This window comes from Streptomyces sp. NBC_00193 (assembly GCF_026342735.1).
In the GTDB taxonomy this organism is placed as follows: Bacteria; Actinomycetota; Actinomycetes; order Streptomycetales; family Streptomycetaceae; genus Streptomyces; species Streptomyces stoeckheimensis.
Window position 1 is genome coordinate 1,563,237 of record NZ_JAPEMM010000001.1, and the last position, 14,090, is coordinate 1,577,326.

Consider the following 14,090-nt stretch of genomic DNA (forward strand, 5'->3'; position numbering starts at 1 on the left):
GGCCCGCGCACGCAGTCCCGTACGCCCGCTCCTAGTCCGTCAGCCAGACGGGGAGCGGGCGTACGGCTTCGCGCAGTGCGTCGGCGACGGCGCGGAACTCCTCCTCGCGGGCCGTTCCCGTCCGCATGGCCAGCGCGATCCGCCGCGAGGGCGCCGGTTCCGCGAAGTAGCCGGTGGCCAGGTGCTCGTTGCGGGCGGTCTCCAGGCGCAGCGCGGTGCGCGGCAGCAGCGTGACGCCGAGCCCGCCGGCGACCAGTTGGACGAGGGTGGACAGCCCGGCGGCGGTCGTGGTGACGTCCGCCCCGGCGGTGCGTCCCGCGTCGTGGCAGATGTCGAGGGCCTGGTCGCGCAGGCAGTGCCCCTCGTCGAGCAGGAGCAGCCGCAGCCCGCGCAGTTCCTCGCGCGGGATGTCCTTGCGGCCGGCGAGCGGGTGATCGCGCGGCGCGAGCAGGACGAAGTCCTCGTCGAAGAGCGGCAGTTCGGTGACCCCCGGCACCCCGAGCGGTACGGCGAGCAGCAGCAGGTCGAGCCGCCCGCCGGCCAGCCCTTCCAGCAGCGAGGCCGTCTGCTCCTCGTGCACCTGGAGGTCGAGCCGGGGGTAGCGCCGGTGGAAGAGTCCGAGCACGGTCGGCAGCAGGTACGGGGCCACGGTGGGGATCACCCCGAAGCGCAGCGCCCCGGTGAAGGGGGCCCGTACCGCCTCGGCCTCCTCCAGCAGCCCGTCCATCGCGTCGAGCACGGCCCGCGCGCGGCCCGCGATCCGCTCCCCGGCGGGCGTGAGCAGCACCTTGCGCGTGGTCCGCTCCAGCAGCCGTACCCCGAGCGCCCCTTCCAGCGCGGACACGGATCCGGAGAGCGCGGGCTGGCTCATCCCGATCGCGGCGGCCGCGTCCCGGAAGTGGAGCTGCTCGGCGACGGCGGCGAAGGCCCGCAGCTGCGCGAGCGTCGCCTGTTTCGACCCCCTGGGACCCATGTGAACCACAGCCATTGATAGGCACCTCCGATCACTGGGAACCAGGCTAGCTATTTCTGCAATCAATGGGGCTGTGTCAGCATGTGAGATACGTCCAACCCCCCGGAAAGCCCCCAAAAGGGTCACTTTCCTCTGCGCAAGGAGAGCACGTGCTCACTGTCGGCGACCAGTTCCCCACCTACGACCTGACCGCCTGTGTCTCGCTGGAGGCCGGAGCCGAGTTCGCGCAGATCGACCACAAGACCTACGAGGGCAAGTGGAAGATCATGTTCTCCTGGCCGCTCGACTTCACCTTCGTGTGCCCGACGGAGATCGCCGCCTTCGGCAAGCTGAACGAGGAGTTCGCCGATCGTGACGCCCAGATCCTCGGCTTCTCGCTCGACTCCGAGTACGTCCACCACGCCTGGCGCAAGGACCACGCCGACCTGCGCGACCTGCCCTTCCCGATGATGTCCGACATCAAGCGCGAGCTCTGCGCCGACCTCGGCATCCTCGGTACGGACGGTCTCCCGATGCGCGCCGTCTTCATCGTGGACCCGAACAACGAGATCCAGTTCTCCATGGTGACCGCCGGTTCCGTCGGCCGGAACCCCAAGGAGGTCCTGCGGGTGCTCGACGCCCTGCAGACCGACGAGCTGTGCCCCTGCAACTGGAACAAGGGCGACAGCACCATCGATGCCGGCGCGCTGCTGGCCGGTGAGTGACGGATGTCCCTCGACTCCCTCAAGTCCGCCGTACCGGACTTCGCCAAGGACCTGAAGCTGAACCTCGGCTCGGTCATCGGCAATCAGGACACCCTGACGCAGCAGCAGCTGTGGGGCACGGTCCTGTCCTGCGCCATCGCCGCCCGTTCCCCGCGCGTCCTGCGCGAGCTGGAGCCGGAGGCCAAGGCGGCCCTGTCGCCCGAGGCGTACACCGCCGCCAAGGCGGCCGCCGCCATCATGGCGATGAACAACGTCTTCTACCGCACCCGCCACCTGCTCTCCGACCCGGAGTACGGCACCCTGCGCGCGGGCCTGCGGATGAACGTCATCGGCAACCCCGGCGTGGAGAAGGTCGACTTCGAGCTGTGGTCGCTCGCCGTCTCCGCGGTCAACGGCTGCGGCCAGTGCCTGGACTCGCACGAGCAGGTCCTGCGCAAGGCCGGCGTGGACCGCGAGACGGTCCAGGAGGCCTTCAAGATCGCCTCGGTGATCCAGGCCGTCGCCGTCACCCTCGACTCCGAGGCCGCGCTCGCGGGCGAGTGACGACCTGCCGTACCGGCTCCAGGGGCCCCGCGACTCCGGTCGCGGGGCCCCTGCGCGTGCGCGGCTGTGCGGCTACCGCTTCAGCTTGGTCATCAGCGTCCGCATGTCCTCGATCATCGCCGCGTCCATCGCGTTCTCGTCGATGGTGCCGGGCAGGGCGTCCCTCGGCTGGAACCACTGCACGGTGAGGGTGAAGACCGCCCCTCCGTCGAGCACCATGAGCCGCGATCCGCCCTGCGCGTAGTACCGGTCGAGCACCGCCCGGTCGCCCAGGCCCTGCACCTCCTGGCGCTCGTCGATGTCCAGCCGGGTCGCCGGGTCCGTCCCGGGGCCGGTGGCGAACTCCACCTCCGGGTCGCCCTTCTTGTGCAGCTCGACCAGCAGCTGGGCGCCGTACACCATGCCCCCCTCCTCGTACTGGGTGGAAACCGAGCAGTACGACCAGTCCTGCGCGAGGTACACGCCCTCGCCGCTCTGGCGTCCCTCGAACTCCCGGCCGGCGGCCTGACCGACCGTCTTGAGCTCGAACTCCTTGCACAGGTCGGGTGAGTGCACGTAGTCGAGGCGCGGCAGGTCGGGGAAGCGTTCCTGCACGGCCGGCGCGCCCGCCCACACCGCCGAGGCCGCCACCATCCCGCCCAGCGCCCACAGCCACGGTCTCCGCGCGCCCCGTGCACGCTCCCGCCCGGGCCCGCCCGGAAGGGCCTCCGCGGCCACCTCCGCCCCGCTCGCCGTGTGCCAGTCCCCGTCCACCTCGGGCTCGCCGATCATCCCCGCGTCCCCCCGCCGTTCCCCCGCCTACCTGCGCAGCGCCTTCATCAGGCCGTGCATGTCGTCGATCATCGCAGCCTGGACCGCATCGGAATCGGGCTTCGGCGGTTCTTCCGGCGCCGGGTCGTCAGGGCTCGGCTCGCCCTCGCCGCCCGACCACACCGCCACGTCCATGGTGAACACCGTGCCCCCGTCGAGCACGGTCAGCCGCCACGCGCTCCCGTACTCCGTCTCGGAGAGCAGCGCCCGCTCCCCGAGCCCCGGCACCGAGCGGAGGTCCGGTTTGCCCAGGCCGATCCAGCCCACCGGTCCGGGATCCGCCCCGAACTCCGGCGCGGGGTCGGTGCGCTTGTGCATCTCCATCGAGACCTGGGCCTCGTACGCGAGCCAGCGCCGGGGCCCCTCCGACTCGACCGGCGGTGTGCGCAGCATGCACATCGCCCGGTCCACGCCCGGGTGCTCCCACAGCCGCGGGGTGTAGTCCCACCCGCTGCTCTCCGCCAGCCGGGCGATCCCCGGCAGCTTCGCCGAGTCGCACAGGCTCAGGGGCAGCGCGTACCGCAGCGGCGGGCTGTGGTCCTGCGGGGTCGCGGCCCACCAGGCGCCCGCCCACAGCGCGGAGGCGAGGAGGGCCCCGCCGAGCGCCCACCGCCAGGGCCGGCGGCCGGACGGCGGGGACCCGCCGTAGCCCTGCCGTCCCTGCGACCCCTCCGGGCCCTCCAGCACATCCAGTGCCTCCGGCCCCGGCAGACCGGACGAGCCGCCGTCGAACTCAGGCTCCGTTATCACCCGTACGTGTCTCCTCCGCCTCGGATGCCGTCTGACCCAGGGCCGTCGCACCGTGCGGCCCGGGGCCGACCGGGGAGAGCCCGTGGTGGAGCTGTTCGCGCGAGTAGGCCCGCAGGTAGCCGACCACGGTGTTGGTGACGGCGACCAGCGGAACGGCAACCACCGCTCCGCCGATGCCGGCGACCAGGCCGCCGGCCGCCACCGAGAGCACCACCGCGAGCGGGTGGACCCGTACCGCCCGGCCCAGGATGAAGGGCTGGAGCACGTGGCCCTCGATCTGCTGCACGGCCAGCACCACCAGCAGCACCATCAGCGCGGTGAACGGCCCCTGGGTCACCAGGGCCACGACCACGGCGAGGGCGCCGCTCATGACGGCGCCGACGAGCGGGATGAAGGCGAACAGGAAGATGAAGACGGCCAGCGGCACGGCCATCGTCACGTCGAGGAAGTAGAGGCCGAGGCCGATGAACACGGCGTCGATGAGGGCCACGAGGACCGTGCCGCGCACGTACGCGGTGAGGGTGCGCCAGGCGCGCGGGCCGGCGCCGGCGACGCCGGGGCGGGCGGCGGCCGGGAGCAGGCCCGTCGTCCAGGTCCAGATGCGCTTGCCGTCGTAGAGCAGGAAGAGCGTGGAGAACATCGCGAGCAGCATGCCCGTCAGCACTTCGACGAGGACGGTGACGCCCTGCAGACCGGCGGAGGTGATCTGCTCGGTATTGGTGCCGATGGTCTCGCTGAGGTTCTTGGCGATCTCGTTGATCTGCTTCTCGGTCACGTGGAACGGACTGTCCAGCGCGGCGAGTTTGAGGTCGTTGATGCCTTCGCGCAGCCGGGCGGAGAGGTCGTCTAGGTTGTCCATGACCTGCCAGACCACGAACCAGCCGACCAGCCCGATGACCACGAACCCGAGGATCGCGGTGACGGCCGTGGCAAGTCCCCGGGGCATCCCGAGCCGGCGCAGCCGGACCACGAAGGGCTGGAGCAGTGCGGTGACCAGGAGGGCGGCGGCGAAGGCGAGGACGACCAGCCGGACTTCGCTGATCACCCGCATCAGGACCCAGAGCATCCCGGCGAGCAGCAGCAGCCGCCAGCTCGCCTCGGCGGCGACGCGCACGCCCCACGGGATGACGGACACCGGGTCGGGGCGCAGGGGCGCCGCGTAGACGGCGTGCTCGGCGCCGGGATGTGCCGAGGGCGCAGCGGGCGCGGAGGCGGGTGCCGGGGAGGCGGAAGCCGGGGCTGCCGGGGACGCGGCGGTACCGGGCCCGGGGGCCGGGCGGTCGCCGGAGGTCTCGGCCTCGACCTCGGCGCGCCGCTCCGCGAGCCGGGCCTCCACGTCGCTGAGGCTCTTGCCGAGCCGGCCGAGCCAGCCTGTCTTCGCCATGCCGTTCCCTTCCCCCCGCCCTGGACCGCGCGCCGGGGCACGCCTCGAAAGACCGTACACGCGAGGAGCCCCGCACCGTAGGACGGTGCGGGGCTCTGCGGGGTTGAGGCGCGCGGGCGCGCTCTCGTCCCGGGGGCCGGGTGGGCCTAGTACCAGTTGTTGGCCTGGTGGAAGTTCCATGCTCCGCACGGGCTGCCGTAGCGGGAGTTCATGTAGTTCAGACCCCACTCGATCTGGGTGGCGGGGTTGGTGCGCCAGTCGGCGCCCGCCGAGGCCATCTTCGAGCCGGGCAGGGCCTGGACGAGGCCGTAGGCGCCCGAGGACTTGTTCACGGCCTGGTAGTTCCAGGTGGATTCCTGGTTGATGATCTTGGAGAAGCACTGGAACTGCCCCGCCGGGACCATCTGCTGGGCGATCGCCTTGACCTGGGCCACCGTGTAGGAGGCCTGGGGGGCGAAGGAGGATCCGTCGCGGGAGGCGGAACGGCTGGCGGCCTGTTCCTTCTCGTCGCGCTCCTGCTTCGCCTTGTCGTCGGCGGCCTTCTGCGCTTCGGCCTTCTTCGACTTGGCGTCCTGGGCGGCCTGGATGCGGGCCGCCTCCTCCGCCGAGCGCTTGGCGTCGGTGTCGGCGGCGTGCGCGATGGAGTCGGCCTGCTGCGTCAGGGACGCGTTCTGGACCTCCGCCTGCTGGCCGACCGGGATGTCCGTGAGGGTCATCCCGGACGCGGTCGTCTCGAGGTCGTTCGAGGCGGGGTCGCCAGTGGCAACACCCACGACGGCGCCGACGGTGGTGACGGCGGTGGCCGAAGCCACTGCGAATCCCCGAACCGAGATCCGGCTCACACGGTTTCCTTCCAGCAGCGTCCGCAGTGACTGCGCGGGCGCAATAGTGCCCTTGACGCTGGCCTCCATGATGATGCGGTCACTGGAGGCGCGGGCCCGTGGGCAACTCCCTTGCGGGAGTGCCGCGTGATGCTCCGGGCGGCATACGGCGATCGATTGTGGAGTTAGCGGTACTGCGCGCATCTCACGGGAGATACAGGTGTGCCGTATGCGGGGCCTGACGGAAAACAGACTCTGCCGGACCTCGACGCCGCAGGGCAATTCTCCGTTGCGTGGGAAAGGTCACACCTGGCATGTCGCCACTGCTTCCGGCAAACCCCTGTGCGTGAGGGCGCCGCCCGGCTAGGCTCTCTGGCCTTTGCCGGGCGGCGCCAACTCACCTTCCCGCTATGCGCGTTTTACCTGTTTTGCGGTCCGTACGGATCGTCGGCCGGGCCCTACAGGTTCTCCAGCATCTCGGTGACCAGCGCGGCGATCGGGGAGCGCTCGGAACGGGTCAGCGTGATGTGGGCGAAGAGCGGATGGCCCTTCAGCTTCTCGACCACGGCGACGACTCCGTCGTACCGGCCGACCCGCAGGTTGTCGCGCTGGGCCACGTCGTGGGTGAGGACCACCCGCGAATTGGCCCCGATGCGGGACAGAACGGTCAACAGGACATTGCGCTCCAGCGACTGCGCCTCGTCCACGATCACGAACGCGTCGTGCAGCGAGCGGCCGCGGATGTGCGTCAGCGGCAGGACCTCCAGCATCCCGCGGTTGAGCACCTCCTCGATGACCGCCCGCCCGGCGACCGCCGAGAGGGTGTCGAACACCGCCTGGGCCCAGGGGCTCATCTTCTCGTTGGCGTCCCCGGGCAGGTAGCCGAGGTCCTGGCCGCCGACCGCGTACAGCGGCCGGAAGACCATCACCTTCTGATGCTGCCTCCGCTCCAGTACGGCCTCCAGCCCCGCGCACAGCGCCAGCGCCGACTTTCCGGTGCCGGCCCTGCCGCCCATCGAGATGATCCCGATCTCGGGGTCGAGCAGGAGGTCGAGCGCGATCCGCTGCTCGGCGCTGCGGCCGTGCAGCCCGAAGGCCTCGCGGTCGCCGCGTACGAGCTTCACGTTGCCGTCGGCCGTGACCCGGCCGAGTGCCTTGCCGCGCTCCGACTGGAGGACCAGACCGGTGTGCACGGGAAGTTCCGCGGCCTCCGGTACGTAGAGCCGCTCCTCGGAGAAGAGCAGGTCCACCTGTTCCCCGGAGAGCGCCAGCTCCGTCATGCCGGTCCAGCCGGCATCGGTGATGGCGAGCTCGGCGCGGTACTCCTCGGCGATCAGCCCCACGGAGGAGGCTTTGATGCGCAGTGGGAGATCCTTCGAGACGACCGTGACGTCGTAGCCCTCGGCCTGGAGGTTGCGCGCGACCGCGAGGATCCGCGAATCGTTGTCCCCCAGCCGGAAGCCCGCGGGCAGGACGCTCTGGTCGGAGTGGTTGAGCTCGACGCGCAGGGTGCCGCCCAGATCGCCCAGCGGGATGGGTGCGTCGAGGCGTCCGTAGCGAACCCGGAAGTCGTCGAGCAGGCGGAGGGCCTGACGGGCGAAGTAGCCGAGTTCGGGATGGTGCCTCTTTGCCTCCAGCTCGGTGATCACCACGATCGGGAGCACGACCTCGTGCTCGTCGAATCGGGAGATCGCGTTGGGGTCTGCCAGCAGGACGCTGGTGTCGAGGACGTAGGTCCGCCTGTCGGGCAGGCGGCTCTTTGTGCTGGTCACCACGGAAGGACGTACCCCCTCGGAAGAGGTCGGGCCATGAAGACCGGACCGGTCATCGGCACCCCTGCGCGGGCCGACTTCCGGCCCTCCACTCCGTCCGTGCGAACCGCACGTGCGTCCTGGTGCAAAGGGCCTCCCGGGCGGACGACCCCATGCCGTCCGCTGAGACTCGACACCCGTGGATCGGGCGTCGACCTGCAAGGGATATTCCCCGAATGGGTCCAGCCATGCCATGGCATATGACGGACGCTCGGTGAATCCCTGGTGAAGGCCTCGCGCGGAGGGTCTCCGGGGACGGGCAGGGCGTACGGGAACACGGGTACGGCGCGCCACGGAGGATTCCGGGCGCGCCGTGAGGTGCCGAGGGGGCGTCAGACAACCGCAGGTCAGGCGCCGTAAGGGGACCTGCCGGGCGGAGTCAGCTGCCGTAGCGCCGGTGGCGGGCGGCGTAGTCGCGCAGGGCGCGCAGGAAGTCGACCTTGCGGAAGGCCGGCCAGAAGACCTCGCAGAAGTAGTACTCGGAGTGCGCGCTCTGCCACAGCATGAATCCGGACAGCCGCTGTTCTCCGCTGGTGCGGATCACCAGGTCCGGGTCGGGCTGGCCGCGCGTGTAGAGGTGCTCCGCGATGTGCTCGATGTCGAGGATCTCGGCGAGCTCCTCGAAGGAGGTGCCCTTCGAGGCGTGCTCCAGCAGGAGCGAGCGGACCGCGTCGGCGATCTCCTGGCGGCCGCCGTAGCCGACGGCGACGTTGACGAGTATCCCGTCGACGTCGCGGGTGGCCTCCTCGGCCTCCTTCAGGACGCTCTGGGTCCCGGCGGGCAGGATGTCGAGGTTGCCGACGTGGTGGACGCGCCAGCGGCCGTCTGCGGCGAGGCCCCGGACGGTGTTCTCGATGATGTTGAGCAACGGGCGGAGCTCGACCTCGGGCCGGTCCAGGTTGTCCGTGGAGAGCATCCACAGGGTGACGACCTCGACGTCCGTCTCGGTGCACCAGCCCAGCATCTCGGAGATCTTGTCGGCGCCGGCCTGATGGCCCTGCACCGTCGTACCTCCGGAGGCCTTGGCCCAGCGCCGGTTCCCGTCGAGGATCACACCGATGTGCTTGGGCGTCTCGTCATGGTCGATGCGGCCTTCCACCCGGCGTGCGTAGAGCCTGTACACAGGACGGCGTACCAGGTCGCGCAGCTTCACGATCTTCCAGCCCCTCCGAGCGATACCCCCGTGCGGAATGCGGTGGTCCCCCCACGTCCTCCACAGACCGCCACATTACTGCGCGACGGGATCCTGCATCCAACTCGGTCCTGTCACAAGTCCGTGATAGGGAGGACAACGTGACTGAAAACAATCTCTATCGGGCAGAGCCCTCGCGCTACGACTCCATGGAGTACCGGCGCACCGGCCGCAGCGGACTCAAGCTCCCCGCGATCTCCCTCGGCCTCTGGCACAACTTCGGCGACGACGCGTCCCTGGGGTCCCAGCGCGCGATCCTGCGCCGGGCCTTCGACCTCGGCGTCACCCACTTCGACCTGGCGAACAACTACGGCCCGCCCCCCGGCTCGGCCGAGCTGAACTTCGGCAAGATCTTCGCGCAGGACTTCGCGTCCCACCGCGAGGAGCTGGTCCTCTCCACCAAGGCCGGCTACCTCATGCACGCGGGTCCGTACGGCGAGTGGGGCAGCCGCAAGTACCTGCTCGGCTCTCTGGACGCCTCGCTGAAGCGGATGGGCGTCGACTACGTCGACATCTTCTACTCGCACCGCTTCGACCCGGACACCCCGCTGGAGGAGACCATGGGCGCGCTGGCGTCCGCGGTCCAGCAGGGCAAGGCGCTCTACGTCGGCGTGTCCTCGTACACCGCCGAGCAGACGGCCGAGGCGGCCCGGCTGCTGCGGGAGATGGGCGTGCGCCCCCTCATCCACCAGCCCTCGTACTCCATGATCAACCGCTGGACGGAGGACGACGGCCTGCTCGACACCCTGGAGGAGGCCGGCATGGGCTGCATCTCCTTCGTGCCGCTCGCGCAGGGGCTGCTGACCGGGAAGTACCTCAAGGGCATCCCGGAGGGCTCACGGGCCACCCAGGGCAAGTCCCTCAACCCGGACCTGCTGTCGGACGAGGTCGTGCGCCGGCTGAACGGGCTGAACGAGATCGCCGCGCGGCGCGGGCAGACGCTGGCCCAGCTCGCGCTGAACTGGGTGCTGCGGGACGAGCGGATGACCTCGGCGCTGATCGGCGCGTCGAGCGTGAAGCAGCTCGAGGAAAACGTGGCTTCCCTGTCCGGAGCACCGCTGTCGGAGCAGGAGTTGAAGGAGATCGACTCCTTCGCGGTGTCCACCCCCGGCGCCAACATCTGGGCCCAGCGGGGCTGACCTGCGCCTTTGCCGGGCAGTGCCGCGACGCTGCCCGGAGACGAAAAACGGGCCGGTCCGTGGGGGGGATACGGACCGGCCCGAGGGGGGGGGTTCCACCATAACCCTTCGTAAAGCGTGCTGCGCGCATCACCGCGACACGATTACGCTCCGGAGTCGGCCGGGAGCACTGAGCAGAGCCGAAAGGGGCCCTACAGCCCTTGTGGGGCCCGGCGGAAGCCCGTACGGACCAACCTTCCGGCGTCCCTCCCCAGGGGGACCCCGCCGGGTGCGCCGGCTTGACGCCGAAGCCCGGACCGGGGGGCCGGTCGCGCCCTAGGGTGGGCCGCATGGGGAACAGGCAACGGTGGCGGGACGGCGCGGCCACGCTCTGCGTCGAACGGGGGCAGGCGGGCCCGGAGGGGGCCGTGGAGGCGCCTACGGAGATGCCCGTCGAGGCGCCTGCGGAGACGCCCGTGGAGGTGCCCCTGGAGGTGGCCGCCTCGTACCGGGCCCGCACGCGGGGTCTGCTCGGGCGGGACGGGATCGAGGGGGCGATGCTCCTGACGCCGGCCTCCAGCGTGCACACCTTCCGGATGCGCTTCGCCATCGACGTGGCCCATCTCGACCGCCGGCTCACCGTCATCGCGCTGACCACCATGGTCCCGGGCCGCCTCGGCCTCCCCCGGCTGCGCGCCCGTCACGTCCTGGAGGCCGAGGCCGGGGCCATGGCCGCCTGGGGCCTGCGCGTCGGCTCCCGGCTCGGGGTCCGTCTCACCGCGCGCTAGGCGCCACCCTGCACCGGCGGTAGGTTGGGGCGGTTGAGCTGGGGTGGCAGGGGAGCGGCATGACCGAGAACGCGCGCATCAAAGCGCTGGAGCAGATCATGCCGGCGACCCACGGAGCCGACGAGGACATCGACTGGCAGGCGGCCGAGGCCGTCTGGGGCAGTCGCTTCCCCGCCGATTACATCGCCTTCATGGGCCGCTACGGCGCGGGCTCGATCAACGGCGAGGCGAGCGTGCTGCTGCCGCTGCCCAAGCCCGGGCTCCAGTGGGACCCGGCCCAGATGGCGGAGGAGACGGCCAACGCCCGCCAGGTCTGGGAGGCGGAGGGCGGCCGGGCCGCCTTCGACGTGGACCCGGAGTCGATCCTCGCCTGGGGCGTCACCGGCGGTTCCGACATCCTCTGCTGGCTGACGACCGACCCCGACCCCGACCGCTGGCCCGTTCTGGTGGTCGGCCGGCACACCGCCGACTCCTTCGCGGTGTACCCGTACGGCATGGCCGAGTTCCTCTACCTGCTGTGCAACGACGAGTTCGACGTGAGCCCGGTCGGCATCACCTTCTGGGACGGCGGCCACCTCAGCTTCGTGCACTGGCAGAAGGCCCAGCGCCGCTGGCAGGAGGGGCGCAACCCCGAAACGGGCGAGCCCGATCCGTACGCGGGCGACTTCGCGGACTGAGACCCGCCCACCCCCTCCCACCCGTTCCGCCGCGCTCAATGGCCGGAAACGGGCGTTTCGGCATGTCTACGCGCGTCCGAATTGTTGATCACATATCGGAAAACACCATTCTGAAATGCCGCAGTTGGAGCATTGAACACAAGTGCCGCCCCAATGGAACCAACCACCCTCCCTCAGGAGAGAATTCCGGCCAACGGGCCAACGAGGGACACCACAGCCCGGAGTGACTCATAAGTAATAACGGGACTCAAAAGAAAATCAGGGGAATCCACCCGTGCGACGAAGAATCTTCAGCGCGGCCGCCACCACGGTCGTGCTCGGTCTGCTGATACCGCTGGCCGCCTGCGGCAGCTCCGGCGGAAGCGCTGATGACGGCGGTACCCTCCGCCTCGTCGCCGCCGAATACGGGGACAACCCGGCCACCAGTTCCAAGGCTTTCTGGGACAAGGTGACGGCTGATTTCACCGCCTCGAACCCCGGCATCAAGGTGCAGGTCGAGCTCCTGCCGTGGGCCGACATCGACCGCGAAGTCTCCCGCATGGTCAAGGCCGGGAACGCTCCGGACATGGCGCTCATGGGCGGTTACTCGGACTTCGCGGCGCAGGGCAAGCTCTATTCCGCGCCCGAGCTCCTCTCGGTCACCGCCGAGGCGAACTTCCTCCAGCCCCTCTCCGACGCCGGTTCCGTCCGCAACACCCTCTACGGCCTGCCTTTCGTGGCGAGCAGCCGCCTCCTCTTCTACAACGAGAAGCTGCTCACCGACGCCGGGGTCATCCCGAAGGACTCCAAGAACGGCTGGCAGCCCAAGACCTGGATGGACCTGAAGGCCGCGGCCACGGCGCTCAAGGCCAAGGGCGTGAAGACCCCGCTCGCCATGCCCCTGGGCCCGGAAGAGGCGCACGCCGAGGCGATGATCTGGGAGCTCAGCAACGGCGGCGGATACGCCGACAGCAGCGGCAACTACAGCCTGGCCTCCGACCAGAACATCGCGACCTTCAAGTGGATCAAGCAGCACCTGGTCGACACCGGTCTGCTCGGTCCCACTCCCCCGTCGCAGCTGAACCGCGCCGACGCCTTCGCCGCCTTCACGCGCGGCGAGGTCGGCATGCTCAACGGCTACCCCCAGCTCGCGCACGAAGCGCGCGCCAAGGGGATCACGGTCGGCGCCGTCGCGATGCCCGTCTCGGACATGCTGGGCTCCGGGGAGGTCCCGCCGAACGTGGGCGTGGCCGACTGGATGATGGCCTTCAAGCAGAACGGCCACCGCGACGAGATCGGCAAGTTCCTGGAGTTCGTCTACCGGGACAAGAACCTGGCGGACTTCGCCGGCCGCTACCACCTGCTGCCGTCCACCGTCTCGGCTTCCCGCACGCTGGCCGGATCCTCGGGCATGGACAAGAACGACCAGCAGTTCCTGAACGCCCTGCGCGGCGCGCAGCTGTACCCGGTCAACGACCCGTCCTGGGTGGTCATCAGCGACACCATCAAGCGCAACATCGGCCGCGCCGTGGATCCTTCCGGCGACCCGAAGGCCGTCCTGGAGGAGATCGCCGCCAAGGCGAACGACGCCAGGAAGGGGCGCTGACCCGGCGCCCTGCCGGCACGGCGCACTGCCATCACAGTGCCCCGCCATCACATCGCCCTGCCGAACCGGCGACCCGCCGAGCCCGAAGAATCCCCGAAGAACCCCCGAACGCCCCTGTCGAAAGGGACCTTCGCCCCCTGCCGCACCTCACCCCGGGCGGCATGATGGCTGGTACGGCTTTGATCCAAGGCCGAGGCCCAGTCGCCCGCAAGCGCCCACAAGGCGCGCGGGGCGGCCGGCCCACCCCTCCCCACCGCTCCGCCCTAGCTGGCGCCCTGGTTCTTGGGCGTGAAGGCCGTGCGGTACTGCTCACAGCTGGAGTCCCAGGGCAGGGATCCGGTGAGGGTGCCGTAGCCGGTGCGGGTGACCGACCACTCCACCGTGTACGTCCCGGTGTCACACTTGATGCGCTTTCCGCCCGGGACCTTCGTACGCCCGGTCGCGGGCCGGTTCCGGAGCTCCTGGTGCACCCGCGCCACCTCGGCGCGCCGACCATCGCGCAGGACGGCGTGCAGGACGAGCGCCTGCTTGCCGTCCTTCGTCGTCAGCACCTTCTTGACCCCCTGCGAGTCCGCCACCGACCACGCGAACTCGTACCCGGGCTCCCAGGCCAGCGTCTTGGGGTCGCCGACCTTGCGCTCGTACTCCTCGGCGCCCTTGGGGCCGGGGCGGGTGATCGTCTTGTACTGGATGGAGGGGTGGAAGCGGAACTGCGCCTCCACCTTGTGCATGTCGTCCTTGGTCCACATCGACTTCATCGTCTTGTCCCCGCCGCTCGGGTCTTGCAGGTACGGGCTGTCCGCGGCGGTGGCCGCGCCCGAGAGGGCCGGGGCGAGGGCCGCCGCGGCGGCGGCGAGGACGATGACGGCGGTGCGGGTGCGGTTCATGCCCGGACCAACGGGACCCTCCGGCGGGCCGGAACGACGCCGGACGC

At 70.3% G+C, this 14,090-nt stretch carries 14 protein-coding genes; 6 read left to right on the forward strand and 8 right to left on the reverse strand.

Annotation, left to right across the window (positions count from 1 at the left end; all coding sequences use genetic code 11):
* Positions 1 to 31: 31 nt before the first annotated feature.
* The gene (locus OG898_RS06485; protein ID WP_266955545.1) at positions 32 to 988 is read right to left on the reverse strand and encodes a hydrogen peroxide-inducible genes activator; all 957 of its coding nucleotides are present in this window, start codon (positions 986 to 988) and stop codon (positions 32 to 34) included.
* Between the two features lie 134 nt (positions 989 to 1,122).
* Here OG898_RS06485 and OG898_RS06490 point away from each other — a divergent pair, with 134 nt between their 5' ends.
* Positions 1,123 to 1,677 carry a peroxiredoxin gene (locus OG898_RS06490; protein WP_250742787.1) on the forward strand — a complete coding sequence of 185 codons (555 nt, stop codon included), beginning with the start codon at positions 1,123 to 1,125 and terminating at the stop codon, positions 1,675 to 1,677.
* A 3-nt stretch (positions 1,678 to 1,680) separates the two neighbouring features.
* Entirely contained in the window at positions 1,681 to 2,220 is a 540-nt protein-coding gene (locus OG898_RS06495; protein ID WP_250742788.1) for an alkyl hydroperoxide reductase, read from the forward strand.
* A 72-nt stretch (positions 2,221 to 2,292) separates the two neighbouring features.
* Here OG898_RS06495 and OG898_RS06500 read toward each other — a convergent pair whose 3' ends face one another.
* The 6 genes from OG898_RS06500 to OG898_RS06525 form a co-directional block, all read right to left on the reverse strand.
* Positions 2,293 to 2,991 (reverse strand): hypothetical protein, encoded by a 699-nt coding sequence (locus OG898_RS06500; protein ID WP_266955548.1) that lies wholly within the window; start codon positions 2,989 to 2,991, stop codon positions 2,293 to 2,295.
* A 27-nt stretch (positions 2,992 to 3,018) separates the two neighbouring features.
* A complete protein-coding gene (locus tag OG898_RS06505; protein ID WP_250742790.1) occupies positions 3,019 to 3,780 on the reverse strand; it encodes a hypothetical protein in 762 nt (253 codons plus the stop codon).
* The gene (locus tag OG898_RS06510) at positions 3,764 to 5,164 is read right to left on the reverse strand and encodes an AI-2E family transporter (RefSeq protein ID WP_250742791.1); all 1,401 of its coding nucleotides are present in this window, start codon (positions 5,162 to 5,164) and stop codon (positions 3,764 to 3,766) included. Before OG898_RS06510 ends, OG898_RS06505 begins: the two co-directional genes overlap by 17 nt.
* A 146-nt stretch (positions 5,165 to 5,310) precedes the next feature.
* Positions 5,311 to 6,024 carry a transglycosylase SLT domain-containing protein gene (locus OG898_RS06515; RefSeq protein WP_308313438.1) on the reverse strand — a complete coding sequence of 238 codons (714 nt, stop codon included), beginning with the start codon at positions 6,022 to 6,024 and terminating at the stop codon, positions 5,311 to 5,313.
* 419 nt (positions 6,025 to 6,443) lie between these two features.
* Entirely contained in the window at positions 6,444 to 7,760 is a 1,317-nt protein-coding gene (locus tag OG898_RS06520) for a PhoH family protein (RefSeq protein WP_250742793.1), read from the reverse strand.
* Between the two features lie 415 nt (positions 7,761 to 8,175).
* Positions 8,176 to 8,949: an isoprenyl transferase gene (locus OG898_RS06525; protein WP_250742794.1), complete on the reverse strand. Its 774-nt coding sequence runs from the start codon at positions 8,947 to 8,949 to the stop codon at positions 8,176 to 8,178.
* A gap of 140 nt (positions 8,950 to 9,089) precedes the next feature.
* Between OG898_RS06525 and mgrA the strand changes: the two genes are divergently transcribed.
* The 4 genes from mgrA to OG898_RS06545 all read left to right on the forward strand — a co-directional run bounded on the left by mgrA (position 9,090) and on the right by OG898_RS06545 (position 13,156).
* Complete coding sequence (gene mgrA / locus OG898_RS06530) at positions 9,090 to 10,127, forward strand: L-glyceraldehyde 3-phosphate reductase (RefSeq protein WP_266955552.1); 1,038 nt, start codon at positions 9,090 to 9,092, stop codon at positions 10,125 to 10,127.
* A gap of 425 nt (positions 10,128 to 10,552) precedes the next feature.
* Positions 10,553 to 10,894, forward strand: a complete 342-nt coding sequence (locus OG898_RS06535; protein WP_250742885.1) for a DUF192 domain-containing protein — start codon at positions 10,553 to 10,555, stop codon at positions 10,892 to 10,894.
* A gap of 59 nt (positions 10,895 to 10,953) precedes the next feature.
* Positions 10,954 to 11,571 carry an SMI1/KNR4 family protein gene (locus OG898_RS06540; protein ID WP_266955554.1) on the forward strand — a complete coding sequence of 206 codons (618 nt, stop codon included), beginning with the start codon at positions 10,954 to 10,956 and terminating at the stop codon, positions 11,569 to 11,571.
* Positions 11,572 to 11,845: 274 nt separating this feature from the next.
* On the forward strand, positions 11,846 to 13,156 hold the full coding sequence (locus tag OG898_RS06545; RefSeq protein WP_250742796.1) for an extracellular solute-binding protein: 1,311 nt from the start codon (positions 11,846 to 11,848) through the stop codon (positions 13,154 to 13,156).
* A gap of 263 nt (positions 13,157 to 13,419) precedes the next feature.
* On the opposite strand, the gene OG898_RS06550 is transcribed toward OG898_RS06545, so the two are convergent.
* The gene (locus tag OG898_RS06550) at positions 13,420 to 14,043 is read right to left on the reverse strand and encodes a hypothetical protein (RefSeq protein WP_250742797.1); all 624 of its coding nucleotides are present in this window, start codon (positions 14,041 to 14,043) and stop codon (positions 13,420 to 13,422) included.
* Positions 14,044 to 14,090 lie beyond the last annotated feature (47 nt).